The organism is Gordonia sp. L191 (assembly GCF_030077625.1).
Taxonomy (GTDB): Bacteria; Actinomycetota; Actinomycetes; order Mycobacteriales; family Mycobacteriaceae; genus Gordonia; species Gordonia polyisoprenivorans_A.
The window spans coordinates 56,663-80,912 of record NZ_CP125996.1 but is presented as its reverse complement, the minus strand read 5'-3'; the positions used below and the strand labels follow the sequence as shown (position 1 = coordinate 80,912).

The window sequence follows — 24,250 nt, the reverse complement described above, 5'->3', positions numbered from 1 at the left end:
TCCTGCACTTTCAGGTCTCTTTCAACTCCCCAGCCATAGCCTGTCGGCGACGTAGTGCGACCACCGGGAGGACATCTGTACGAATCAGCGAAAGCGGCTCGCGAATGGGAGCGTGGACAATGACCACCACCCGGCGGGCGCTGTGGCTCGCACAGCTGTTGCGGCCGAACACCTCCCATGTCATCGCATTCGGCATCGACCTCGACGGACCGCTGGACTTGCATCGTCTGCGCTCTACTGTCGACTCCGTTCTCACCCACGTCGGCTGGGCCGACGTCCACATACCGGCACATCTGTCACCGGCCGACCCTTCGTGCATCGATCCCCTGCGACCCATGGGAGCATCTGTGCCTTCGATGGTGGTCGAGGACCTCCGCGATCATCCGCACCCCGACGACGAAAGCCGAAGACGTGCCGAGCATTTCGTCGATTGCGCCGATGCCCGCGACCTCACCTCGCCGTTGTGGGCCAGTCGGCTGCACGTCCTGGCATCCGATCGGCACCGGTGGGTCATGCGTGTGCACCACGTCCTGACCGACGGAGCCGGTGCACTACGTGTCATGCGCCACCTCGGCGAGGTGTACGCCGGATCGGCGGCGCCGGGCGACCTATCGGTACCCACGACCGACGAGCTCACCGCAATCGATCACCGATACCGCAACTCGCCGCGTTTCGTGGCCGACGAGACATATTTCGCGGAGACCCTCGAGAACCACAGTCCCAGTCTGCTGTGTCCCACACCAACCGGACCGACCTCCGAGGTGGTTCGGGTGACACGCCGGCTCGGCGTACCGCGGTCGCCCGAAACACCGGAGATCCTGGCCGCCTTCGCGTGCCTGTGCGCCCGACTGCTCGACACACCCGACGTCGGCTTGTCGTTGCCGGTTGCCGCACGCACCACCGTCGTGCGACGACGTGCTCTGGCACCGTTGTCGACCGTTGTGCCTCTGACTCTGCCGGGCATCGGCGACCGCACCGCAATCGACGCCCGTACCTGCATGACCACGACAATCGCGGGGACACTGCGTCATCAATTGCACCACCGCGAGGACATCCTGCGACGCCGCGAGGACCTCACCGACTTCGGCGCCGTGGCAAACATCCTGCCGGCTTTCGCGCCACCGGCGGGGACGGGGCTCTCGTGGACGGTGGAGGTGATGCGGACCGGCCCGGTCAGTGACGTGGCGATGACACTTCATCCCGACGCCACCGACGGCTTGCGCGCGCTCACCTGGGAGGCGCCGGCGGCGGCGTTCGATACCAGGCGACTGTCCGCCCTGGCCGCTCGCTTCGACGGGTTTCTCGGCTCATTCCTCGACGAACTCGACACCCGGATTCCGATGGCACCGGAGGCGATCTTCATCGGCGACGAATGGGAACGGTTTCGCCATCGATCAGGGCCACCCGCGCCGGAATTCACGCCCACCGCAGCCCTTCTCGACGAGGTGTGCCGGTCCGATCCGGACGCGCCGGCACTGATCGGACCACAACACGACGCCGAGCCGAGCGTCCTGAGTTGGTCGGACCTGCGTGCCGCGGCCGACCGCGGTGCGCGCCTACTCCTCGATGCCGGCGTCGCACCGGGCGATCGGATTGCGGTGTGCCTCGAGCGTTCGGTGTCGTCGGTGATCGCGTTCTGGTCGGTGATCCGCGCCGGCGCCGTGTGGGTGCCGGTGGGCGATGCATTCTCCCCCGACGCCAGAACCAACGACATCATCACCCGCGCAGGAGTATCGGCGGTCATCGGTGCTCCTGGCGTCGTCGGCGACTCCTCGGAGTCCACCGACAACGACGTGCGATGGCTGGACCTGTCCGCCGCAGAGACGGCCGACGGCACCGAATCGGGCTGTCCTGAAAGACTTCCCGGCCTCGATCGCGGGCCCGACCACCGCGCATACATCTTGTTCACCTCGGGTTCGACCGGGATACCCAAGGGCGTCGACATGCCACACCGCGGACTCCCGGCACTGATTGCCGAGATCAGGAATTCGTATGCGTTGGAGCGCAACTCGCGGATGCTCCACGCTTCGGCACCCACCTTCGACACCGGGCTGGTGGAAGTACTGTCGGCGGCGGCAACCGGCGCGGCCCTCGTCGTCGCACCGACGGGGGTTCGGGGCGGGGACGCGATGACGCGATTGATTCGCCGGTACCGCGTCACCCACATCATCGTCACCCCATCGGTACTCGACACATTGGACCCGGCGCTCGCCGACCAACTCGATCAGGTGGTTCTCGGCGGCGAGCCTGTACCAGCGCATCTCGTCGACCGGTGGGGTCCTCTGGTGCCACTACGAAACGCATACGGACCCACCGAAACCCGATGCAGCATCAACTTTTCCACTCCCCTGCTACCGCAATCCGCGGTGACCGTCGGTCCACCGATGACCGGAGTGACCGAGGCCGTACTCGACCGACTCGGACGCCCCCAGCCGCCGGACGCGTGGGGAATACTGCATTGTTCCGGACCGCAGGTGGCGCACGGCTATCTCGATGCACCCGATCTCACCGCGACCGTATTCCGGCCAAGCACCATCTCCGACGACGACGTCATGTACTGCACCGGAGATATCGCCACGTGGACCGCCGAAGGCGAGATCCAGCTCCGGGGCCGGCGTGACGGTCAGGTGAAACTTCGGGGGTTGCGCATCGAACTCGGTGAGATCGATGCGGTCATCGGCAGACACGACACCGTTGCGCGTTGTGCCACGCAACTGCGAACACTGCCGTCCGGGCGGCCAGCGTTGGTCACCTATGTCGTTGCCGCCGATGGAAGAACCTCGGTGGACGTCGCCGAGCTCCGACGCGCAGCCGGTGCGGTGTTGCCGACGTACATGGTGCCCTCGTTGTTCGTCGACATCGCCGAGCTACCGCACACCACAAACGACAAACTCGACAGCGCGGCGTTGGCGGCCATTCCCCTGCCCACCCGACGCGGCAGATCGGCACTCGATGCCCGAGAGAGCATTCTGATCTCCGCGGTCTCGGCGGCACTCGGAGTAGAGTCGGCAGATCCCGATGCTGGCTTCCTCGATCAGGGCGGCGATTCCCTCGCCGTGATGACCGCCGCGGCGCTGCTGCGAGCGGCCGGTCACCCCGAGATCACCGCCAATGATCTACTCCTCGCCGACACGCTCGCCCAGGTGGCCACCCGCATGAGCGATCCCTCGGCGTCCCTCGCAGCCGACGCCCGATCTCACCTCGCCGTCCAATGCGCCGGTGACGGCCCGACCCGGCCCGAACCCGATGCCGACTCCGTGATCGCGCTGAGCGCTGCCCAGCGCAGTGTCATTCGCGATCCCGACGACCCGTGCGCTCAGTTGATCCGATTCGCGTGGATCGTCCCCCAGGGGACGTCACTGCGGTCGGAGGCCGACGTAGTTCGACTGATCACCGAACTCACCGCCTCACATCCCGCACTGCGCTCGACCCACCCCGACACAGCGACCGGGCCGGTTCGACACGTCCACCGCTCGTGGCCCACGACCAGGGTGGTACGTGTGGCCACCGTCGACGGCGTGGACCGCGACGGTCTGCAGCGCATCGTGGAGGACACCACCGCTGGACTCGACGTGCGAGCGCAGGCTCCGATCGCGGTGACCGCAGTGACCGATCCGGCCGGGCGAATCGTCGCCGTGGTTGCCGTCCTCCATCACATCGCCGTCGATGGCCGGTCGCTGCACCTACTCGCCGGTGATGCGGCTCGGCGGGTGTCCGGCGCCCCGGGCGACTTCGCGCCGAGCACCACTTCGTTGGTTCGATCAGTGGCGCCGCCAACCACTGTCACCACTGCGAGCGCTCTCGACGATGAGCAGGAGCGCTTCTGGCGTGATCTGCTGACCGGCGTGCAAGGGTCAGCCTGGACACTGGGCGGCATCACACCCACCGATGTGGCCGTCACAGCCGCTATCCGGTTCTCCGCGACCATCCCGGCTGCGGTGACCGCTGCGTTCACCCGGCGAGCAGCGCAGAATTCGGTCACCGCCTTCGAGGCCTTCCACGCGGCGGTCGCCACGGCACTCGCCGAGGTGACCGGCGATCGCCGAACCCTGAGCGCCACCCCGGTATCGCGACGCACCCTCGACGATGCCGATGTGGTCGACGATTTTGTCGTGACGGCCATCGTCCCGCTCGCCACCGACCGGTCTCCGGACAGCGTCGCCGCAGAGACCCGACGGTGTCGCGATGCTGCCGTGATCCCGATGGAGGAGGTGCTCTCCCTCGTCGGGCGCCCGGTCGACCCGGATCGTCTCTTTCCTGTCCCCGTCCTCATCGGCTGGGACCTCTCGCCACCACACCCCGACGGCATCGGAACGATCCATGTGTTCCCACCCGAGAACACCCGGTGGCTCCTACAGGTCGACGGTGCGGTCATGCCGTCGGGCGAGCTGCGTGTTCTGGTGACGGGCGCAGCCGACACACTCGGTACACGCTGCCTCGAGGCCATTCTGACAGCCACCGTCGAGGCAGTAAGCGCATCGTGACCGGCGGCACCGGCTCATTCGCCGCGGATCGGCGAGCGGCCGATCGCGTGACTGCCGTCGCAGTACGGTTGGATTCCCGAACGGCCACAACGACACAACGCCACCGTCGCGCGCCGTCGTGGAATCGGGTTACCTTCGGTATCAACGATCTCCACGTCGCCGCGCACCACCAGCGGTCCGGCCGGGGTGACCGTGATACGGGCCGGGTTGCGGCGATCGACGTGATGAGAACCGGACTTCAGGTTGGCCATTCATCCATTGTGCGCGACGGAGGCAGCTGATGTCAGGCCCGGCACCAGCCTCGGGATGCCCGATGCTCGAACCTCTTGGCGCACTGGGTGAGACCGTCGCCGTGATGCTCCGCCGGGACCCACCCGCCCGGCGCTCGTGGATGCCCTCCATCGACACAGCTCTCGACGACCTGCCCACGGGCACAGACCTACTGGCCGACCTCGACGCGCAGCGCACCTGGTTCGTACTTGCCGAGCTCGACGGGCGCGGCGTCGTCGGTGTGTCCGACAGGTGGAATGAGCATCCTGATGTGGCCGCCGTCCGTCACCGCCTCGGCGACGCGCTGGAGCGGGCGATCCGTGAGCGCGTTGGTCCGGTGATGCATTGCAGTGCAGACGATCTCGCGTCAAAGATCAGCCAGGACCTGTCCGAGCTGGACTCACCCCCGCTGTCGGCCCATCTGCGCAGCCACGGAACCGTCGAACAGTACCGGGACTTCTTGAGGCACCGATCCCTCTATCATCTACGCGAAGCCGACCCGCACACCACCGCCATCCCCCGCCTGACCGGGCAGGCCAAAGCTGGTTTGGTGGAGATCCAGAACGACGAGTACGGCGGCGGGCGGATAGAGCGCATGCACTCCGCACTCTTCGCCCGGTCCATGGCGGCGCTCGGACTCGACACCGAGTACGCGGCGTACCTCAACGCCCTCCCTGCGGTCACGCTGGCCTGGATCAACTCCCTGACGTTGTTCGCCTCGCGGCGTCGGCTCAGGGGTGCCATCGTCGGGCACCTCCTCGCCTTGGAGTGCACCTCGTCGTTGCCCAACAAGCGCTACGCCGAGGGTTTGCGCCGCCTGGGACTCGGCGCGGCGGCAACCGCGTTCTTCGATGAGCACGTCGAAGCCGACGCGGTACACGAACAGATAGCACTCCACGACATGGCGATTCCGCTGTTGCGCAGTGAGCCCGGGCAATCGGTGGAGGTGCTCACCGGTTTCCGCGCGGCAATCCTCTTCGACGCCGATGTCGGCCGCCACCTGCTCCGCTCCTGGAGGGTCGCAGAAGCCTGAACGGGCCGCGGGTCCTCGCGCACCGGCCCCACCGGCGGTCGAAGGTAGAGTCGGTCAGGTCGGGGACCAGAACATCCGAGTGGAGGCTACGTGCGCGTGCTGGTCGTCGACGATGACGCAAACGTCGCCGAGACGGTCCGGCGGGTACTGGCCACCAGCGGATGGAACGTCACGGTGCGCGCCGATGGGATCGAGGCCCTCGCCGTGGCGAGCGCTGAGGAGTTCGACGCGATCGTCCTCGACATCATCCTTCCCGGGCTCAACGGGTTCGAGGTGGTCCGGGAGCTACGTCGCCGCGAGGTGTGGACGCCGGTGGTGATGCTCTCGGCCAAGGACGGCGAATACGATCAGGCAGAAGCGCTCGACTACGGAGCCGACGACTACCTGGTCAAGCCGTTCTCGGTGGTGGTCCTCAAAGCCCGGTTGCGCGCGGTGGTGCGGCGTGGCGGTCGGGAACGCCCGGCCGTGCTCACCGCCGGCACACTGAGTCTCGATCCGGCACAGCGGGTGGTGACGCGATCCGGGCAGATCATCAGCCTGACCCCCCGCGAATATTCCGTCCTCGAACACCTGATGCGGCACAAGGGCGAAGTCATCTCCAAGCAATCCATCCTGCAGTCGGTGTGGGATGAGAACTACACCGGCGACGACAACATCGTCGAGGTCTATATCGGCTACCTACGACGACGGATCGACCAGCCGTTCGGACTCCTGTCGATCGAGACCGTCCGGGGTGCCGGGTACCGGCTGAGGCCGGACTGAGTCGGCGATATCGTAATCCCCCGACGCCGGTGTTTCCGGCAATGGCAGTCGCAGAACGAATTCGGCGCCACCGGCGGGACCGTCGTGCACCGTGACCCGGCCGCCGTGAGCATTGGCGATCTCGCGCACGATGGCCAGCCCCAGCCCGGCACCCGACCCGTGGCGCCGGTCGGCATCGACGCGAGCGAATCGGTTGAAGATCCGCTCGCGCTCGGAGGCGGGCACTCCTGGGCCGTCATCACCGACGACGATCATCGCCTCACCGGAGTCGGCGGTGAGCGACAGGGTCACCGTAGAGCGAGCGTATCGCACCGCATTATCGGTGAGATTCCGGACGGCGCGAGTGATCATGTCACGGTCACCGACCATCCGTATCGGTGTCATGTCCGGGTGCACCGCAACCAGATTCGAGGATCGAAGCCTGGTGATCTCCGCTCCGATGATGTCGTCGAGGTCGATGTCGGTCCGAATCACTGCCAAGCCGCTCTCGTCAGCGCGGGCGAGCAGGAGCAGATCGTCGACGATGTGTTGCATCCGCCTCGCCTCGGGCAGCAGCACCGCCCGGACCGTCTGCACATCGATCGCACTGCGCGTGTCGTCGGCGAGATCGAGCAGTCCCACGACAGTGGTCAGGGGGCTGCGCAGTTCGTGGGAGGCGTCGCCGACAAAGCGGAGCTGTGCGTCGTGGTTGGATTCCAGCCGGCTGAGCATCCCGTTCATCGTCAGCGCCAACGACCTGATCTCATCGTGCGCGTCGGGCACCGGAACCCGTTGTCCGAGACGGGTTGCGCTGATTTCGTCGACTCGCCGGGCGATCCGCGACACCGGTCGCAACGATCGCCCGACGAGGAAGTAGACCGCTGCGGCGCCCAATGCAACGACGAGCGGCAACTCGATCGCCATGATCGCGGCCATCGTCCACTCGCTGCTGCGAATGCCGGTCGCGCGATCCAGTGCGACCACCGTGTAGCGTCGCCCCGCATACGACGTGCTCACCGCGGTCGCGCAGTACTCGCCGCGGAATCCGGGGATGTAGACATCATCGGCGTACACCGGCGAATCGTCGGCCGGCACCGCAGAGTCCGCCGGCTGGTATCCGGCGAGTCGGACCGCCCCCGAGGGCGCTCCGGGAGAGGCGGTGACGACGTGCCCCTGCGAGTCGAGTACCTGCATCACATCGACGCCCGCGCCGGGCGCGAGATCGTCGGAGTCGACGGCCGCCGGTCCACCATGGCTGATGGCGGTGGCTATCTGGTAGGCCTGCCGCGCTGTGGATCGATACATCGCGTCGGTGTTCGCCTGATGGAGCATGAACAACGTCACGATGCCCCCGACTCCGAGAGCCACCGCGACGACGACGGCCGCGATCAGCGCTGACTGGGCCCGCACTCCCCATCGGGCGATGGGGAGTAACGAGCTGAGGGATCTACCCACGGTGGCGTCCGTTCCGCGTCGGCCGAAAGCGGGGACATCGTGATGGTGCGGTAGGACCGCGTCCGGCGCGACACTGAGGCACAGTCTATTCGACGCCACCCGCACCGACCAGCGTCCGAATTCAGCAAGCCTTCAGGTTGCCCGGCGAAGAGTGGACGTCATGCTTGCCGCGCACACCACTGCCCACCGCATTCTCGAGGTGGCGCGAGCGCTCGGAATTCACACCGCCTTCGGGGTGCACGGCGCCAACATCGAGGATCTCTATGCCGCCGGCCAGACGATGGGCATGCCGATGGTGATCGCCAAGCACGAGTTCGCGGCGGGCGCCATGGCCGATGGAGTTGCCAGGATGACCGGCGCTCCGGGCATGGTGGTCACCACCTCCGGCGGCGGTGCACTGAATGTGGTTGCCGCGCTGGCAGAGTCCTATGACAGCCGAGTACCAGTACTCGCGGTGATCGGTGCGCCGCCGACAACACTGACCGCGCGCGGCGCCTTCCAGGACATGCTCGACCCACCCGACACGATCGATCTCGTCACCGTCCTCGAAGGCGTCACCGGTTACACGGGTCGAGTGCGGTCGGTCTCTGATCTCGACGCCGCACTCCGTGGCGCGTCCATCGCACTACAGCGAGGCCTTCCCGCAGCGTTGATCGTACCGAAAGATGTTGCCGCGCAGCCCTGCAACGGCCGTCACCCCATCAACGACCATGGCCCCATCACCCCACAGGACCGCTCCGAGGATGTGGTGGCATCGCTCGACGCACTGGCCGTCGTGCTCGCCGAGCGCTCCGCGAGCGGCGCCCGGATCTGTGTCTGGGTCGGCGACGACGTCTCACGCGCAGAGGCGGGCGGCCGCGTCACCACGATCGCGAGCATGCTCGGAGCGGCGATCGTCGCAGCCCCCGGCGGTGCCGATGCGATCGCCGACCCCGCCGGACACGCCGGGGTGACCGGAGTGATGGGCCACCCCTCGGCGCGACGCGCTCTCGCCGATGCGGACGTGTGCCTGGCGCTGGGTACCCGGATGACGGTCACCGATCGGGCAGGACTCGACGACCTCCTGGAGACCACCGAGCTGTATCACATTGGCGTACACGGCCCTCGCCTCCCGAGCAAGACCATCGCCGTTACCTCGATCGACACCGCGCTCGAGCATCTCTCGCGTCAGCTGGCGACCCACAAATCGACGTCGAGCCCGGCTCCCGGGACATCGCAGATCAGTATCGATCACCTGGTGACGCCGCCCGTCGCACACTCGTCCTTGCCGACGCTGCCGGCTCTCATGGCGGCGATAGCGGCACAGCTACCCCACGATGCACGCGTCTTCGCCGATGCGGGCAACGTGGGAGCGGCTGCGGTGCACCATCTGACCCCTCGGCGCTCCGGACGCTTCACCGTCGCCCTCGGCATGGGCGGCATGGGATACGCGATCGCAGCGGGGATCGGGGCCGCCATCGACGATCCGTCTCGACGAAGCGTGGTGATCGCCGGCGACGGTGCGTTCTTCATGCACGGCATGGAGTTTCACACCGCCGTGGAGTATGACGCCCCGGTCACCCTGATCGTCCTCAACAACAACGCCCACGGCATGTGCGTGACCCGGGAGAGTCTCTACTTCCCGGAGACAGCCAGTGTCAACAGGTTTCGCTCGTCGGATATCGCCGGCGCCCTGGCGGCAATGTTCGCGGGGGTGACCGTCAGCCATCCCCGCGATGCCACCGACACCGGCCTGGCCTGTGCGGCATTGTTCGCCGAGCCCGGACCCAATTGTCTCGTCGTCGAATGCCACAGCGATGAGATCGCACCGTTTGCCCCCTTCCTTCCCCGAGAGGACTCTGCATGACCAGTCAGCCCGCCCCGCTCGCCGATCTCGGGGACCGCATCGCCGACATCGACGGGCTCATCCGCGTCGAGACCCACCCCCGCACGGTGGCGACCCCGATCATCGTCGACATGCTCCGCTCGGTGTACCCGCACGACAAGATCTACGGGGACTTCTGTCCGGTACAGGGATTCGTGGACGCGCCACCCCGCGAACTCTACGAGTGGCTCGCCGACACCCGCTCACTGGAAGAGTGGACCTACAGTCTGCGCGGATTCACCGAAACCGACGAGCCCGGCCTGTGGGTCGCCCAGGACCGCCTCGGCGACAACACCGACATCTACACCCGCACCATCGCCGACCCGAACGCGATGACCGTCGACTATCACTGCGCATGGGATCAAGGTGATCACCTCTGGATGATCTACCTGATGCGAGTCGTCGATGCGCAGGTGGTGTTGAACCGCCCCGGTTCGGTGGTGCTCTGGAACAACTGCCGGCACCCCTTCTACGACGAGAATCCCTACCCCGACACCGCGCCGCCCGATCGTCCGGTGTGGGTCGGTGACTTCTGGGAGATGTTCTCTGCCGGACACCAACTCGAGCTCGACAATCTCAGGGCGATCGCCGAGTTCCGCCATCACAACAACCTGCCCCTCACCCCGGAATGGATGACGTCATGACCGCCTCGACCATGCCCGATACGACCCGCCCACCGGTGGTCCTGCGTGATCTGGCAGCCTATCTCCCCGACAACCGGGTCCCGGCCGACTATTTCGCCCGGTATGCCGCCGACGACGACCTTGCCGACAACGTGATGTTCGCGGCGCCCGCCTTTCGCCATCACGCCGCCGACGGAGAGACCTCGGCGGACATGATGGTCTCGGCGGCAGGCATTCTCACCGATCGCCATGGGGCCGAGTACCTCGACGACGTCAGCATCGTCCTCACCCACAGTCAGCTGCCCGAGGTCCCGGTGCGCGGTTGTGGTGGCGAGCTCGCGCATCGGCTGGGATTGCGGCCCCGTACCGTCCTCGACGTCCACAACGCGGGGTGTGCGGCGTTCATGCACATGATCGACATCGCCGGTTCGTTGCTTCGCGCCGAGGGTGGTGGAACGGCGTTGATCGCGCTCGCACAGAACAGTGCGGCGCAGATCTTCACCCAGGAGCAGGTACGCGGCAAAGCCCAGGCCGCCATCCCCGGCGACGGTTCGGCCGCAGCACTGTTGACTCTCGGCGACGACGGGTCGCCGGTTCTCGGGTCGGCCGCCCACTCCTTCGGTGAGTACTCGGCGGACATGGCGTCGGTGTCGTCTCCGCCTCGGAAATACTGGGAGGCCGGGCCCGGAGAGATCCACATCGGTTTCACCGAGTCACGCATCACCAAGGTGCTCGCGCGCGGTAACCGCATGGTTCCCGAGGTGGCGATCGAGGTGGCCGATGCGATCGGCATCGCTCCGTCGGCGCTGGACTGGTTCATCACCAATCAGCCCAACCGGATCTTCTTGCGCAACTGGCGCGAAGCACTCGAACTCCCCGAAGAGCGTCACCCCGACACCTTCGACGAGTGCGGCAACCTGTTCGCCGTCGGTGTTCCCGCGACCCTCGACACCGCGATCGACGACGGGCGTATCCGGCCTGGCGACGTGGTGATGATGTCGGCATTCGCCCACGCCGGCGACTTCGCCGCGGCCACCGCCGTCCGCTGGGCCGGCAGACGGTGACCCGCCACCTGCACTCGGCACCCGATCCGCCCCTGCGGATATCACCGCAGAGACCTGTTGCACCGCAACGGGTACCGCTCGATCTCAACGAGTCCGCATACGGCCCGCTACCGAGCCTGGCGCGCGTCTTGACCGATGCGGTGCCCTCACTCAACCGCTATCCCGAGTTTCTGCCGCATCGGACGCGGCACACCATCGCCGGACATCTCGGCGTCGACGACGACGCGGTGACGGTGGGGCCGGGGGCCACCGGCGTGCTCGCCGCCGCGCTGCACTGCGCCGTGCGCCACGGTGCTCGACGCGGCGTATCGGTGCCCGAATTGCTGACGCCGGTACCCACGTTCGGCGGCTACCCGATCCTCACCGGCAGTCTCGGGCTACGCTTTCGCGGCCTGCCTCTCGATGTGCGGGGACGTCCGGACCTGCAGAAACTGTACGAGCGGGTCGGCCCCGACACCGTCGCGGTCGCGGTGTGTTCACCGCACAACCCGACCGGCGCGGTACTCGACTCCACCGAGTTGTTCGGCTTCTGTGCCGCGCTACCCGACGACGTGACCGTGATCATCGATCAGGCCTACCTCGAATTCGCGGACACCGCACCGGATCTCGAGAGCATGCTCGCGGCTCACCGGCGTGTCGTGGCGGTACGAACGTTCAGTAAGGCACATGGGCTTGCCGGGTTGCGCGTCGGGTACGGGGTGGGTCAGATTCCATTGATCGACGAACTCCGCTCTCACGAAGTGCCTTTCGCCGTCGGATCGCTCGCCGAACTCGCGGTTCCACTGACCCTGGACTGCTCGGACGAATTGTCCGAACGGGTGCGGCGGATGCGGATCGAACGCACATACCTTGCCGACAGATTGCGAGCGGCGGGCGCCCACATATGGCCCAGTCACGCCAACTTCCTGTTCCTGCCCGGCGCCGAGGGCATCGCTCTCGGCGATGTCCTCATTACATGCGGCATTTCGGTCACACCGTATCGGCCACACGGTCTTCGGATCACCGTCGGCGATCGGCACGACACCGAGCGCGTGATCCGAACACTGGAGACGGTGGCGGCCTCGGCCTGAGGTGCGTACTGGTGTCCGGTTGGTCTGACTCGCGCGGCAACACCACCGGCTCCCCTACGCTGGGACGGTGCGCACCCTGGAGCAGACCGCTGAGAAGTGGCGTCGTTTCCGCGGGTCGCGCTTCCTCCCGGCGACCGTGGTCACCCTGCTGTGCAGTGTGGCGGTGGCCCTGTTCGTCGGTTCCTACACGTACGCGACGGCCAATCCCCGGCCGGAGAGCATCCCGATCGCCGTCGTCGACAACCTTCCCAGCGCACAGTCACGAATGCTCGAGAGGGATCTCGAGGCCGCGATCGGCAGCTCGCTCGACATCACCTCCGTCGCCGACCGGGCGAGCGGCGTCGACCAGCTGGCCGAGCAACGGGTGTTCGCGATCGTGGAGATCTCGGCGCCGAATCAGGCGATGACCCTTGACATCTCGAACGCGTCGGGTCAGGCAGTGGCATCATTGCTGACCGATACCCTTCCGCCCGCCGCACAGCGCGCCGGCTACACGGTCACGGTTCGGGACCTGCATCCGTTGCAGGACGGCGACCCGCATGGCCTGACGGTCTTCTACATGACGATCGCGGCGGTCGTCGTCGGGTTCGTCGGCGCCATCCAGCTCGGTGTACACGCGGCCGCGCTGAAACCGTGGGAGCGTATCGGATTCACGGGCGCCTACTCACTTCTGGGCGGGCTGTTGGTGACCTTCACCGTCGACCGGGTGGTGGCCACGCTCGATCTGCCGTTCTTCGAGGCCTGGTTCATCGTGGCGTTCACCATGTTCACGTGCGGCATGATCTGCACGATGTTCAGTTCGCTGATGGGCCGGTGGGCAATCCTGCCGACGTGGGCGGTGATGATCCTGCTCGGCAACCCGTCGTCGGGCGGTTCGGTGGCGTGGCCGCTGCTGCCGCGCATCCTGGCGAGCATCGGTGGGTGGCTTCCGCCGGGTTCGACGGTCAGTGCCTTGCACACCGCCATCTACTTTCCCCATCACCAGCACGCGGCACCCTTCGTGGTGCTCGCGGTCTGGACTGTGTTGAGCACCAGTGTCTACCTGGTCAGGCAACACCGTTCTCCCACCACCCCCGGCGCCTCGCCGGACCACGCGTCCGCCCCCGCCTCAGCCTGACGGGCCGGTCACGCCCGGACGGATTCACCGGATCACCGAAACCGGGTGTGGGTGTCGGCTTTTCAGCGATCCTTCAGCGTAGGAGCGCAACACTTCTGGCCCATGGACACGATCAACGGCATCCCTGCGCATCCCCTGTTCGTTCACCTCGCGGTCGTGGCGATTCCGCTCGCCGCATTGCTCGCCGGCGCCAGTGCTGCCTGGCCGAGCGCTCGACGCCGTCTCGGTATCGTGCCGCTACTCGTCGCCACGATCGCCGTCGTCGTCACACCATTGACCACCTCGGCAGGCGAGGCCTTGCAGAAACACGTCGCCGCCAACCCCGACCTCCTCCGCCATGCCGAGCTCGGCGATCAGATGATCGCCTGGGTGGCAACACTGTTCGCGCTCACCGTGCTGTGGTGGGCGGCGCATGACGAACGCATCCTGTCCCGTGTGCCGTGGCGGCCGTCGACTCGGGTCATCCGGATGACGACGGTCATCCTGGCCGCGGCGACGCTCGTCGTCGCCGTCGGCACGCTCGTGATGGTAGTCCTGGTGGGCGACGCCGGCGCCCGGTCGGTATGGGTGGACTGAGCACCCCGCGGTTCACCGCCAGCGCAACGCCCGCACCGGACACAGCCGGATCGCGGTCGCACCAAGGTCGGCGTCGACGTGCTCGTCGTGCACGATGGGATATCCCCACTCATCCGAGGTGAAGGCCGGCGCCAGCAGCTCCGAACAGATCCCGCGCCCCTCGCAGGCGATCCGGTCCACGGCGAGCCGGGCATCGGTATCGGGAGCGGCGACTCCGGCGAGACGATCACGGATCGACATCACGCGACCTCGCCATCGGTGGGGGTCGAGAACGCGGCGGGCGCGGGTAGACGGTGACCGGCCACTCGCAACGCGGATTCGACGAACCCGGCCACACCGTCGGGATGACGGCACGCCCCACGCCCGTGCAGCAACGACAGTCGCCGGGCGAGCAGTCGGCGGTCCGCGACGGTTGCACGCCCCTCGATCACCCGGTGCACGACCTCGGCCAATGCGGGCAGACCGAACACGCAGGGGCCGCATTGTCCCGCGGAGTCGCCGATCGCCCGTTCCACCACACCGGTCACCAGCTCCCAGATGTTCGTGTGGGCGGGAACCGCATGGACGATCGCCGAACCGACTCCCAGACCGTGCGGACGCAGACCCGCACGTGACCATCGCACCGCCTGCGCCGCGCGAGTCGGCAGCAGGCCACCGCCGACTCCGTTGAGCCACAGGAACTCCGAAGGGCCCGTCAGCCCGCCCGCCAGATCGAGGAGGTGGGCGAGGCTCACCCCGGCCGCCGTCTCGTACACACCCGGGCGACGGACCACGCCGCCGACGGTGACCAGCCGAGGCCCCGGTTCGTCGTCGGTACCGTACGACCGGAACCACTCCGGTCCACGCCGCGCGATCTGCTCGATGCGCCAGACCGTTTCGGCGTTGAACACCACGGTGGGGGCGATCGGACGGCCGGCGGCGTCGCGGGCGCCGGAGGTGATCGGCGAGAATCGCATCAGGGGCTGCGCGGGGCCGCCGGCAGCGAGCGATGCCAACGACGATTCCTCGGACGCCACATAGCGATTCGGCACCTCAAGCCACCTCGCTCCGGCGGCCTGCAGCCGGGCGAGTGTGTCCGATCCTCGGTGGGCGGCGATCAACGTGTTGTCCTCGGCAATGCGGTGCGCGGCCGCGCGCACCTCGTCGAGATGTCGCGCGATCACGGCGCCATCCTTGGCCGCCCCCGGCTCCCCGTCACAGGCATTGATCACCACCATCGCGTTGTGCTCCTGTGCGGCACGCAGTTTGATCGCTGTCGAGAATCCCGCGCCGCCGCGACCGCCGAGCCCTGCGCGGGTCACCAGGTCGATGAGATCGGTCATGTCCACTCCCGCATCGGAATCGCCGATCGAGACGGTCGGCTGTGCGCTGTCAGCGCGGGTTTCAACAGGCGCCACACCACGGCCAGCGCGGCGAGCACCGTGGCGCCGATGGTGATCCCGGTGAGCACCGGGGTATCGGAGGCCGCCATCAGGAGTCCGTGGGTGAGTGCGCACACCGCCACCGCGTAGGTGGCCCAGTGGATGGAACGCCACCACCGTTCGGGAATTCGGTACCGCAGAACCGAACTCACGATCACGGCGAGTGCGAGGTCGGCGGCGACGGTTCCGAACGCCACCTCCATCCGCTGATAACCCGATGCCAGCGGCACCAGTGTGGCCCACCAGCCGACATGCACGTAGGTGTCGAGGACCGCGGTGAGCACGTGCACCCCGAGGAACACGATGGCCACCATCGCAAGTGCACGATGCACCGCGGTCACGACCGTCGTCGTGCGCGCCGACCGGATGCCGTCACCCGCGGTGAGTACGCCGAGTACGAGCACTCCGGTGAACATCAGCAGGGTGATCACCCCGGCGGCTCGCGAGAAGTACCACAACCAGGTGCTGTCCATCAGATCGCCTCACCGGTCGAGGTCTCCGGCGGCCATCCGGCGACCCGATACCCGTGACCGTCGTGGTCGACGAGAAGTGCCGGTATTCTCCTGCGCGTCAACCACTCCGGTGCATCGTCGGCGACGATCACCGCTGCCGTCGAGGCAGCGTTGGCGAGGACGGTGTCGGCGGCCATACAGGTGACCTGCGCCCACGGGGTTCGCGCCGGTGTGCCGGTGCGGGGATCGATGATGTGGTGCACGATCGTTCGGCCACGCCGCCAGGTCCGCACGCGGGTGGACGAGGTGGCGAAGGCCTGATTGTCATGGACACACACCGTCTGTCGGGTGCGGCCGGTCCAGTCACGCACGCCGATCCGCCATCCGTCACGCGGAGGTGTTCCCGCACAGCCGATGTCGCCGCCGAGGTCGACCAGCACGCCGCCACCGACACACTCGGCGATCCGATTCGCACACCGTTGCGCGGCATGGGCCTTCGCGCTGGACCCGAGGTCGAGCATCGTGCCTGCCGGCAGGGTCACCCGACATCCGGTGAGCCCGATGCGGGGTGTCGGAATGGGCTGGGGGCGGCCGGGTTCCGTCGTGGGCTCTCTGCGCCGCACCACGTCGAGGTCGGCGTCATATCCAGCGGCCACCAGGGCAGCACCGGTCGCGGGGGTCACCAGGCCGTCGGTCAGGTTCTCCACGCGCAGTGCGACGGTGAGGAGTTCGGCCAGTTCGGGTGACACGGTCACCGTCAGTTGTTCGCGCCCACCGCCTGCCGCCGTCGCTGCCAGACGGTTGGTGCGAGACAGTTCGGAATCGGGACGAAACCGCGAGGCGGCCAGGTCGAGCTCTGCGAGCGCGACGACGAGCAACTCGCGTGCCTGCGGTAGCGCCGCCGGCTCGGTCACGACCACCCGTACGTCGGTGCCGATCGCGCGCAGCGATGTCGCATACACCGCCGGTCCGGCGGCGGTGGTGGTGGTCATGACGCACCCGTGTGGGCGTGCGGGGCGCTCTCGGTGGTCTGCGCGGGAGCGGTCGGCGTCCAGCCCGATCCGTCGTTGTCACCGGTGTCGGGTGACGACGACGTGGTCGGGGCGGTGGTGCCGGTCGGGGCGGTGGTGACGGTCGAGGTGGTCGCGGCGTGCGAATCGCCGCTCAAGGCCAGTCCGCCGGCGATGGCGCCGGTCGCGACGACTGCTCCGGCGCACACCCCGGTGGTGATCCAGCGGGCATGGACAAGGGGTGGTGGGGTGGGCACGGGCAACTCCTGGCACCGCCGGGTCGTTCACCGTGATCGACAGGTCACCGGCGGTTGTCCACTCATTGTGCGAAGCGTTGCTGAAGGGCCGCTGAATGCGACGTTCCAGCTTGCTGTCCTCCCCCGCCTCGGGGTCCCGCGGTCAGTCGGTGGTCGGTGACGCCTGGTCGTTGTCCTGCATGGCGCCCCAGCCGTACCACCGGTGCACAGCCATCACCGCGGTGGTCCGGGGCCGCTCGTGGTCGGGGTACGGCTGGCCGCCGTAGTGCCGGGAGATGCGGTCGATGTCGGCGAACCCGTCGTCGGCGCGGAAGTCGACGACCTCACCGATCAACGTCACGTGCGTGTACCAGCTGTCCTCGGCGAGGACCGTCAGCGTGACCCGCGGGTCGTTGCGCAGATGCCGCAGCCGGACACGTTCGTCGTCCATGTTGAGCAGCACGTGGTCGCCGTCGAGGAGGTACCACGTGGCCGCCGACACGGGCGCGCCGTCGGATCGGACGGTCGCCATGACCGCGGGGTTGGCCTTGGCCAACAGTTCGCGGGCGGGCTCGGGAAGCGGTGGACGGGACATCTGTTCTCCTCGGAGTGTTCGGGTTCATGGTGGTAGAGCTCAGCCGGGATCGACCCCCACCAATTGTGCCGACGCCGACCACAATCCGTCGATCAGTGTTTGATCGTGAGCTTGGCGGTTCTCGGGTCCCTTGGCTTTGTGTCGATGAAAATACACCCCGTTGATGTCCGGGTCGGGGCCGCGGCGGGCCAACTCGATCAGCGGTTGCGCGCCCTTGTCGGGTGTGATGGTCCCGATGTGGCGCAGCGGTGTGCGATACAGGAGTCCGACGAACGCCGAGTCACGACCGAAACTCGTCGCCGCGGGACCGGGATGTACTGCGGCGGAGACGATCCCATCGTCGCTCCACCGTTGCGCGATGCCACGGGTGAACAGGATGTTCATCAGCTTCGCGGTGCCGTAACAACGCAGGCCGATGGGGCGCCGGCGTCGGTAGTCGAGATCGGAGAGGTCGACGTGGCCGGCGAGGTTGCCGACGCTGGCGGTGTTGACCACCAGGCAGGCGTCCGGCGCCGCCAGCCGATCTCGGAGCAGATGGGTGAGCAGAAACGGTGCGAGATGGTTGATCTGGAAGTTGGGCTCGTGCCCGTCGGGCGTGGCGTGCCGGGGATCGAAGGTACCGCCGGCGTTGTTGAGTAGTACGTCGATGTGGTCGGTGTGCTCGCGGATCTTCTCGGCGAGCCGGCGGACGTTGTCGAGTTGCGCATAGTCGGCGGTGAATCCCACCGCACCGGTGTCGGCGGTGACGGCGTCGAGTTTGTCGGCGGAGCGTCCGACGAGGATCAGGTCGACATCGGGTGCCGCGAGGGTTCGGGCGGTGACCGCCCCGATCCCGTCGCTGGCACCGGTGATCATGATGGTTGTGCGCGGACTCATGGTGTGACAGTCACTTTCGGTGATGTGGGCGCCATCCGGGAGGTGGTCAGCGAGGTGCGTCGCATGCCGGTGCGGGCGCATCCTCGAACAACGGCTTGCCCAGGGGGATCAGGTAGAGCACGTCGAGCACCACCGGCCCGGTGCCGAGGTTTCGGCCCACGTGAGTATTTGCTTGTCCTGCAGGCTCTTTGATGATGTCCCCGGTGTGGTAGACGACGGGTGTGCAATCGGCGCCCGGATGGGTCAGCGTGCCGGCCCGCACCAACCCGATCAATTCCCCGTCGTGATAATGCCAGCCGGTGCTTCCGCCGGGCGCGATGGTGATCTCCCGGACCGCCACATGCACCCCGCGCGGCACGAACGGCAGCAGGCCGGCGGGTATGTCACCTTCGGCCAGGGTCACCGCCGTGACACCCGACGACGGCGTGGCCTGCGCTGCTGCGGGTATCACGGCCCCGAGCATGGCCAACGCGGCGAGGACGACCAGGACGCGGGTGAGTGACCTCAAGTACGGACCGTACCCGGACACAATCGGCAGCGGGAGCGATTGACAGGGCCGGTGCGCGAGTACCGGCCCTGCCCTCGTGCGCACCGGTGCCTACCATCACTGGAGAAGCGACCATCAACGCCCAACGGAGGACCACGATGACGAGCACGCCAGAGAACTTCACCGCCCTGCTGGCCACCGAGGCCGACGGACAGATCTCCCTCGACCGAACCACGTTGTCCGCGAACGATCTTCCCGACGGCGAGGTGACGATCGCCGTGCACTACTCGGGCGTCAACTACAAGGACGCGCTCGCGGTCACCCCGCGCGGCGGGGTGGTCCGCACGTATCCGATCGTTCCGGGGATCGACGTCGCCGGGGAGGTCGTGGCCTCCGATCACCCCGATTTCGCCCCCGGTGATCGGGTCGTCGCGCACGGCGGACCGATCGGCACCGAGGCCAACGGCGGCTACGCCGACTATGCGCGCGTACCCGCTACACAGGTGGTCGCGCTGCGATCACTGAGCACCCGCGAGGCCGCCGCCATCGGAACCGCCGGCTTCACCGCGGCGATGAGCGTCGCCGCGCTGCTCGATCACGGCGTGCGCCCGGACGACGGACCGGTGCTCGTCACCGGCGCCTCCGGCGGTGTCGGCGCGGTGAGCGTCGATCTTCTCGCCGGGGCCGGCTTCACCGTCACCGCATCGAGCGGTAAACCCGACGCCGAACCCCTGTTGCGCGAACTCGGGGCGACCGAGGTCATCGGACGGCTCGTGGACGACGAGACGAAGATCCGGCCGCTCGGCAAGTCGGTGTGGGCAGGTGCGGTCGACTGCGTCGGCGGCAAGACCCTGGCGTATGTCCTGAGCACCATGAACCACAGTGGTGCGGTCGCCGCGAGCGGCCTCACCGGCGGTGCGGATCTGCCGACCACGGTGATGCCGTTCATCCTCCGCGGGGTCGCACTACTCGGAATCGACTCGGTGCTCATCGGCGCGGAGTTGCGCCGGTCGATCTGGTCGCGCATCGAAAGCGATTTGCGCCCAACGCATCTCGACCGCGTCATCAGCGAGATCGGACTCGACGAGCTGCCCGCGGCGCTCGAGCAGATCAAGGGCGGCAAGCTCACCGGACGCACCGTCGTGCGAGTCCTCGGCGACGACTGACAACGTCTGAGAAGCCGGCGTCAGGGCGGGGTGCCGCGAGATCCACACTCTCGATGCGCGCCCCACCCCGCGCCTTCGCCCGATACATCGCCTCGTCCGCGGCGGCCAGAAGACGCCAGGCGGTCGAGGCTTCCATCTCCTGCGGTGCCCGAAGCGACAGGGACGCCACCCCGATACTGAGGCCGACCGGCGCGATCCCCGGAACCGTGACGCGCACCGGCATGAGTGCTGTCGTCGCATCGAGTTCGTATGCGGCGTCGAGGGCGAGGAACACCGCGAACTCCTCACCGCCGTTGCGGGCGACGGTCCCGGCATCACCGACGGCCTCGACGAGGGCCTGTGCCACAGCCACCAGCACCCGATCGCCGGTGTCGTGGCCGTGCTCGTCGTTGACCGACTTGAAGTAGTCGACGTCGATGACCATCGCGGCCAGGACACCGTCGTGCTGCATCCGGGAAACCGATTCGACGTATCGGTCGAGGCCACGGCGGTTGGCAATGCGCGTGAGTGCGTCGACCTCCGACAGCCGGGCACGACGCCGCTGGGAAGCCCACACGATCTGGATGGTCATCGGCAGGCCGAGCACACCGGCGATCACCACGTCGGTGCGAGCGATGACGGTCGGCCAGTTCATGCCGTCGCGCACCGACAACACCGCCATCAGCACGATGAAACACAGGACGAAGGTGACGTGGACACGCATCCACGTCCGCGGCAGATAGAACGTGAAAAACGCTCCGGTCACGGCGAACAGAACACACCCCACCAGCGCCTCACCCGGGTCGGCGAAGGTGATCAGCACCGACGCGGTCCCGACGTCCGCCCAGATCCCGAAGGCTCGTGCGGCCACGCCGCGCGTCATCACGTCGCTGACCAACCAGACCACCGCCACGACGACATCGGCGACGATGCACGCGATGACCCACGGACGCCCGAGGTCGCCGACGGGCCCGCGCGTCGGATCGAACAGCGTCACCGCCGCCACCAGCGAGAAGTTCAGCGTCGACAAACCCACCGTCGTGCGCGTGATCCTCTGCAGTGCGGAACTCACCGTCTCCTCGTCGGCCTGATGGATGGGCTAGACGATAGCGAACCACCGATGCGCGGACGTATAGACGACTTTATTCACAGCGTGAGGACCGTCACGGGGTGGCTGTGGAGTACCTGCGCGATGTCCGCAGAGGCCGATCCGGTTTTCGCACGGCCCGTCCGACGCGTCGTGCCGAGACGACGGAGGCGGCCCGTCCGACGATGTACATCGCGGCACAGATCGCGGTGACGAAGAACCCGATCGGCCAATCGGTCTGCACCGACAGGGCGATGGCGGCCCACACCGCACCGACCGACAGCACCACCGAGGCCGCGATCGACCGACCCGGGCTGCGGGTGAAGCATCGGGCCGTCGCCGCCGGACCCACGAGCAGGGCGAACATCAGTAGGGCCCCGACGATCGGCACGCTCATCGTGGTGGCACATGCCAGGACCAGCGCGAAGGCCATCGAGGTGTACCGGGTGTCGACGCCGTGACCGGCCGCCATGTCGGGCAGCACCGAGCCGAGCAGCAGCGGCCGGTACACGACGGCCACCGTCAGCACGCACAGCGCACCGAGAACCACCATCGGGACGATGGCGATCGTCGACACTCCGAGAATCTGCCCGAACAGCAGCGCGTACACCTGCGAGGAGTACTGGTCGCCGCGGCTGAGGAAGAACTCACCGAGCCCCAACATGAGCACGAGGCCCAGCGCCGTCGCCACATCACGTCGGGCGCGCGCCCCCAGCGCGGAGATCGTCATCGCACCGGCGGTGGCGGCGACGCCCAGACCGAGCAGCGGGTTGGCGCCCACCAGGACAGCGGCCGCGGCACCGGCGAAGGCGCCGTGCGGAACGGCATGCGCCAGAAAGGAATCCCCGCGCAGGACGACGAAGAACCCCACCACTCCCGCGATGATCCCGACGAGGGTGCCGGCGATCCAGGCATTGATCAGAAACGGCTCGAACATCAGCTCGGCACCGGTAGTGCGACGGGGACGTGGCGTCGGCGGCCGGCCGACACCACACGCGCGAGGAGGTAGGCGAGGAACACCAGTGTCACGATGCAGAAGCTGACCGGCCAATTGCCGTGCGTACCAGCCCAATAGTGACTCTCGTAGGAGAGCAGACAGCCCAGCCAGGTGGTGATCACGCCGAGCGCGACCGAGAGCAGGATCGCGGTGGAGAACCGTCGGGTCACCAGCAGCGCGGTCGCCGGTGGCCCGATGAGCAACGCGGTGGACAGGATGACGCCGATCGTCAGTGACGACAACTCCACCGCCAGGGCCAAGGCGATCAGGAAGGCGCAGCCGGACAGTCGAACTCGCACGCCGGCGGCGGTGGCGAGGTCATGGTCGACGAGGCCGAGTTGCAGCCACCGGTACATGGCCGCCACCAGGGCGAGTGCAACGAGGCCGAGGGCGACGACGACCGGCACCAGTGCCCGATCGATGACGAACAGCGATCCGAACAGCACCGACACCGTGGCGTCGTGTGCCGCGCCGGAACCGTTGGTGGTCGCCAGATACAACAGCAGCGAGGTCAGGCCCAGACCGAACCCGAGGATCACCCCGGTGGCCACGTCGCGACCCTGGATACGGCGAATCCCGATGGCCTCCATGAGAAGTGCCGCGAGAACGCCGGCCCCGACGAATCCCCAGAGCTGACTGATACCGAGGAGGAACGACGCCGAACCGCCGACGGCACCGAGGTCGGCGAGTGCGTGACCGGCGAAGGACTGCCCACGCACGACGGTGAAGACGCCCACGACGGCGGCGACCGCGGCGACGAAACCACCCACCAGCAATGCGGTCTGGACCGATTCGGTGGTGAAGAACCCGGTGAACCACTCGTTGCTGCTCATGAGGCCCCTACACCCCGAGCTCGTCGTGCGTGACGAGCCCGGGCGACGACATCCGGTCGTCGGCGAGCACCAGGATTCGCCCGTCGGTGCGGATGACGCGGATGGGTCGTCCGTAGAGCCCGCTGAGCACTTCGGTGGTGATCACTTCGTCGGGGCGGCCGTCGACGGCCGTGCCGCCGGCGAGGTACACCACGCGATCCATCACCGGCAGGAGCAGATTGATGTCGTGGGCGGTCATCACGATGCTCACCCCCGTGGTGCGGCGCAAGGTGTCGAGGAGATCCACGATGTCCGAGGCGCTGCCGGGGTCGAGGCCGGCCAACGGTTCGTCGAGGAGCAGCAGTTGCGGTTTCCGGATCAGCGCGTGCGCGAGCAGGACGCGTTGCTGTTGTCCCCCGGAGAGCTCGCCGATGCGCTTGTCGGCGAAGCGCGACGCGCCCACCGCGTCGAGCGCCTCGTCGACGACGGGCCGTAACCTGCTGCGCCGCAGCGGTATACCGAGTCGCCCGCCGTCGATGCCGAGGGCCACGATGTCGCGGGCCCGCAGCGGGGTGTCGGCGTCGACGCCGACCTTCTGCGGGAGGTACCCGATCGCGCCACGCGGGGGCCGATGTACCTGCCCGGAATTCGGCCGCAGCACTCCGAGCAACACGCGCAACAGCGTCGTCTTCCCGGCACCGTTGGCGCCGATCAGTCCCACGAACTCTCCCGGCGCCACCTCGACGGAGACGTCGTCGAGCACCGGCTGGCCGCCCAGACTCACCCGGATGTTGCGCGCGGCGAGCACAATCGAGTCCGCGGGCCCTCCCACCGG

24 protein-coding genes are annotated in these 24,250 nt (G+C 67.6%); 10 read left to right on the top strand and 14 right to left on the bottom strand.

The genetic code is table 11. The features are described 5' to 3' along the window. Nucleotides 1-119: 119 nt before the first annotated feature. The gene (locus tag QNM97_RS00395; RefSeq protein WP_283821097.1) at nt 120-4,484 is read left to right on the top strand and encodes a non-ribosomal peptide synthetase; all 4,365 of its coding nucleotides are present in this window, start codon (nt 120-122) and stop codon (nt 4,482-4,484) included. 14 nt (nt 4,485-4,498) lie between these two features. Here QNM97_RS00395 and QNM97_RS00390 read toward each other — a convergent pair whose 3' ends face one another. Further along, nucleotides 4,499-4,735: a CDGSH iron-sulfur domain-containing protein gene (locus tag QNM97_RS00390; RefSeq protein WP_283821096.1), complete on the bottom strand. Its 237-nt coding sequence runs from the start codon at nt 4,733-4,735 to the stop codon at nt 4,499-4,501. A gap of 62 nt (nt 4,736-4,797) precedes the next feature. On the opposite strand from QNM97_RS00390, the gene QNM97_RS00385 reads away from it, so the two are divergent. Beyond that, nucleotides 4,798-5,787, top strand: coding sequence for an iron-containing redox enzyme family protein (locus tag QNM97_RS00385; RefSeq protein ID WP_283821095.1), 990 nt, complete (start codon nt 4,798-4,800; stop codon nt 5,785-5,787). A gap of 90 nt (nt 5,788-5,877) precedes the next feature. Further along, on the top strand, nt 5,878-6,549 hold the full coding sequence (locus tag QNM97_RS00380) for a response regulator transcription factor (RefSeq protein WP_283821094.1): 672 nt from the start codon (nt 5,878-5,880) through the stop codon (nt 6,547-6,549). On the opposite strand, the gene QNM97_RS00375 is transcribed toward QNM97_RS00380, so the two are convergent. Beyond that, entirely contained in the window at nt 6,466-7,983 is a 1,518-nt protein-coding gene (locus tag QNM97_RS00375; protein WP_283821093.1) for a sensor histidine kinase, read from the bottom strand. The genes QNM97_RS00380 and QNM97_RS00375 overlap by 84 nt on opposite strands. A gap of 160 nt (nt 7,984-8,143) precedes the next feature. Between QNM97_RS00375 and QNM97_RS00370 the strand changes: the two genes are divergently transcribed. From QNM97_RS00370 to QNM97_RS00345, 6 genes are all read left to right on the top strand, one after another. Further along, entirely contained in the window at nt 8,144-9,829 is a 1,686-nt protein-coding gene (locus tag QNM97_RS00370; protein WP_283821092.1) for a thiamine pyrophosphate-binding protein, read from the top strand. Next, the gene (locus QNM97_RS00365) at nt 9,826-10,491 is read left to right on the top strand and encodes an SRPBCC family protein (protein WP_283821091.1); all 666 of its coding nucleotides are present in this window, start codon (nt 9,826-9,828) and stop codon (nt 10,489-10,491) included. Before QNM97_RS00370 ends, QNM97_RS00365 begins: the two co-directional genes overlap by 4 nt. Continuing rightward, a complete protein-coding gene (locus QNM97_RS00360) occupies nt 10,488-11,534 on the top strand; it encodes a 3-oxoacyl-ACP synthase III family protein (RefSeq protein WP_283821090.1) in 1,047 nt (348 codons plus the stop codon). Before QNM97_RS00365 ends, QNM97_RS00360 begins: the two co-directional genes overlap by 4 nt. Beyond that, nucleotides 11,531-12,604, top strand: a complete 1,074-nt coding sequence (locus QNM97_RS00355; RefSeq protein ID WP_283821089.1) for a pyridoxal phosphate-dependent aminotransferase — start codon at nt 11,531-11,533, stop codon at nt 12,602-12,604. The genes QNM97_RS00360 and QNM97_RS00355 overlap by 4 nt, the downstream gene beginning before the upstream one ends. Nucleotides 12,605-12,671: 67 nt before the next feature. Next, complete coding sequence (locus tag QNM97_RS00350) at nt 12,672-13,721, top strand: ABC transporter permease (RefSeq protein ID WP_283821088.1); 1,050 nt, start codon at nt 12,672-12,674, stop codon at nt 13,719-13,721. Between the two features lie 102 nt (nt 13,722-13,823). Beyond that, complete coding sequence (locus QNM97_RS00345; RefSeq protein ID WP_283821087.1) at nt 13,824-14,297, top strand: DUF2231 domain-containing protein; 474 nt, start codon at nt 13,824-13,826, stop codon at nt 14,295-14,297. Nucleotides 14,298-14,309: 12 nt separating this feature from the next. Here QNM97_RS00345 and QNM97_RS00340 read toward each other — a convergent pair whose 3' ends face one another. The 8 genes from QNM97_RS00340 to QNM97_RS00305 all read right to left on the bottom strand — a co-directional run bounded on the left by QNM97_RS00340 (nt 14,310) and on the right by QNM97_RS00305 (nt 19,350). Continuing rightward, nucleotides 14,310-14,537 (bottom strand): ferredoxin, encoded by a 228-nt coding sequence (locus QNM97_RS00340; RefSeq protein ID WP_079932312.1) that lies wholly within the window; start codon nt 14,535-14,537, stop codon nt 14,310-14,312. Then, entirely contained in the window at nt 14,537-15,619 is a 1,083-nt protein-coding gene (locus QNM97_RS00335) for an NADH-ubiquinone oxidoreductase-F iron-sulfur binding region domain-containing protein (protein WP_283821086.1), read from the bottom strand. The genes QNM97_RS00340 and QNM97_RS00335 overlap by 1 nt, the downstream gene beginning before the upstream one ends. Beyond that, entirely contained in the window at nt 15,616-16,191 is a 576-nt protein-coding gene (locus QNM97_RS00330) for an iron reductase (RefSeq protein WP_283821085.1), read from the bottom strand. Before QNM97_RS00330 ends, QNM97_RS00335 begins: the two co-directional genes overlap by 4 nt. Further along, entirely contained in the window at nt 16,191-17,162 is a 972-nt protein-coding gene (locus QNM97_RS00325) for an FAD:protein FMN transferase (RefSeq protein ID WP_283821084.1), read from the bottom strand. The genes QNM97_RS00330 and QNM97_RS00325 overlap by 1 nt, the downstream gene beginning before the upstream one ends. Further along, nucleotides 17,159-17,437, bottom strand: a complete 279-nt coding sequence (locus QNM97_RS00320) for a hypothetical protein (protein WP_283821083.1) — start codon at nt 17,435-17,437, stop codon at nt 17,159-17,161. Before QNM97_RS00320 ends, QNM97_RS00325 begins: the two co-directional genes overlap by 4 nt. A gap of 142 nt (nt 17,438-17,579) precedes the next feature. Continuing rightward, nucleotides 17,580-18,011 (bottom strand): PPOX class F420-dependent oxidoreductase, encoded by a 432-nt coding sequence (locus QNM97_RS00315; RefSeq protein ID WP_283821082.1) that lies wholly within the window; start codon nt 18,009-18,011, stop codon nt 17,580-17,582. A 39-nt stretch (nt 18,012-18,050) separates the two neighbouring features. Then, nucleotides 18,051-18,887: an SDR family NAD(P)-dependent oxidoreductase gene (locus tag QNM97_RS00310; RefSeq protein WP_283821081.1), complete on the bottom strand. Its 837-nt coding sequence runs from the start codon at nt 18,885-18,887 to the stop codon at nt 18,051-18,053. A 46-nt stretch (nt 18,888-18,933) separates the two neighbouring features. Next, entirely contained in the window at nt 18,934-19,350 is a 417-nt protein-coding gene (locus QNM97_RS00305) for a cupin domain-containing protein (RefSeq protein ID WP_283823340.1), read from the bottom strand. Between the two features lie 182 nt (nt 19,351-19,532). Here QNM97_RS00305 and QNM97_RS00300 point away from each other — a divergent pair, with 182 nt between their 5' ends. After that, nucleotides 19,533-20,540 (top strand): acrylyl-CoA reductase family protein, encoded by a 1,008-nt coding sequence (locus QNM97_RS00300; RefSeq protein WP_283821080.1) that lies wholly within the window; start codon nt 19,533-19,535, stop codon nt 20,538-20,540. Here the strand turns inward: QNM97_RS00300 and QNM97_RS00295 are convergent. From QNM97_RS00295 to QNM97_RS00280, 4 genes are all read right to left on the bottom strand, one after another. Next, on the bottom strand, nt 20,500-21,591 hold the full coding sequence (locus QNM97_RS00295) for a GGDEF domain-containing protein (protein WP_283821079.1): 1,092 nt from the start codon (nt 21,589-21,591) through the stop codon (nt 20,500-20,502). The genes QNM97_RS00300 and QNM97_RS00295 overlap by 41 nt on opposite strands. Before the next feature lie 91 nt (nt 21,592-21,682). Further along, the gene (locus tag QNM97_RS00290; protein WP_283821077.1) at nt 21,683-22,543 is read right to left on the bottom strand and encodes a metal ABC transporter permease; all 861 of its coding nucleotides are present in this window, start codon (nt 22,541-22,543) and stop codon (nt 21,683-21,685) included. Then, nucleotides 22,543-23,436 (bottom strand): metal ABC transporter permease, encoded by an 894-nt coding sequence (locus QNM97_RS00285; protein ID WP_283821076.1) that lies wholly within the window; start codon nt 23,434-23,436, stop codon nt 22,543-22,545. Before QNM97_RS00285 ends, QNM97_RS00290 begins: the two co-directional genes overlap by 1 nt. 7 nt (nt 23,437-23,443) lie before the next feature. Then, nucleotides 23,444-24,247 carry a metal ABC transporter ATP-binding protein gene (locus QNM97_RS00280; protein ID WP_283821075.1) on the bottom strand — a complete coding sequence of 268 codons (804 nt, stop codon included), beginning with the start codon at nt 24,245-24,247 and terminating at the stop codon, nt 23,444-23,446. Nucleotides 24,248-24,250 lie beyond the last annotated feature (3 nt).

Coding starts and splice junctions, on each gene's coding strand:
- QNM97_RS00395 (WP_283821097.1), top strand. CDS start 120: ATGACCACCACCCGGCGGGCGCTGTGGCTCGCACAGCTGTTGCGGCCG.
- QNM97_RS00390 (WP_283821096.1), bottom strand. CDS start 4,735: ATGGCCAACCTGAAGTCCGGTTCTCATCACGTCGATCGCCGCAACCCG.
- QNM97_RS00385 (WP_283821095.1), top strand. CDS start 4,798: ATGCTCGAACCTCTTGGCGCACTGGGTGAGACCGTCGCCGTGATGCTC.
- QNM97_RS00370 (WP_283821092.1), top strand. CDS start 8,144: ATGCTTGCCGCGCACACCACTGCCCACCGCATTCTCGAGGTGGCGCGA.
- QNM97_RS00365 (WP_283821091.1), top strand. CDS start 9,826: ATGACCAGTCAGCCCGCCCCGCTCGCCGATCTCGGGGACCGCATCGCC.
- QNM97_RS00360 (WP_283821090.1), top strand. CDS start 10,488: ATGACCGCCTCGACCATGCCCGATACGACCCGCCCACCGGTGGTCCTG.
- QNM97_RS00345 (WP_283821087.1), top strand. CDS start 13,824: ATGGACACGATCAACGGCATCCCTGCGCATCCCCTGTTCGTTCACCTC.
- QNM97_RS00340 (WP_079932312.1), bottom strand. CDS start 14,537: ATGTCGATCCGTGATCGTCTCGCCGGAGTCGCCGCTCCCGATACCGAT.
- QNM97_RS00335 (WP_283821086.1), bottom strand. CDS start 15,619: ATGACCGATCTCATCGACCTGGTGACCCGCGCAGGGCTCGGCGGTCGC.
- QNM97_RS00330 (WP_283821085.1), bottom strand. CDS start 16,191: ATGGACAGCACCTGGTTGTGGTACTTCTCGCGAGCCGCCGGGGTGATC.
- QNM97_RS00325 (WP_283821084.1), bottom strand. CDS start 17,162: ATGACCACCACCACCGCCGCCGGACCGGCGGTGTATGCGACATCGCTG.
- QNM97_RS00315 (WP_283821082.1), bottom strand. CDS start 18,011: ATGTCCCGTCCACCGCTTCCCGAGCCCGCCCGCGAACTGTTGGCCAAG.
- QNM97_RS00310 (WP_283821081.1), bottom strand. CDS start 18,887: ATGAGTCCGCGCACAACCATCATGATCACCGGTGCCAGCGACGGGATC.
- QNM97_RS00305 (WP_283823340.1), bottom strand. CDS start 19,350: ATGCTCGGGGCCGTGATACCCGCAGCAGCGCAGGCCACGCCGTCGTCG.
- QNM97_RS00300 (WP_283821080.1), top strand. CDS start 19,533: ATGACGAGCACGCCAGAGAACTTCACCGCCCTGCTGGCCACCGAGGCC.
- QNM97_RS00290 (WP_283821077.1), bottom strand. CDS start 22,543: ATGTTCGAGCCGTTTCTGATCAATGCCTGGATCGCCGGCACCCTCGTC.
- QNM97_RS00285 (WP_283821076.1), bottom strand. CDS start 23,436: ATGAGCAGCAACGAGTGGTTCACCGGGTTCTTCACCACCGAATCGGTC.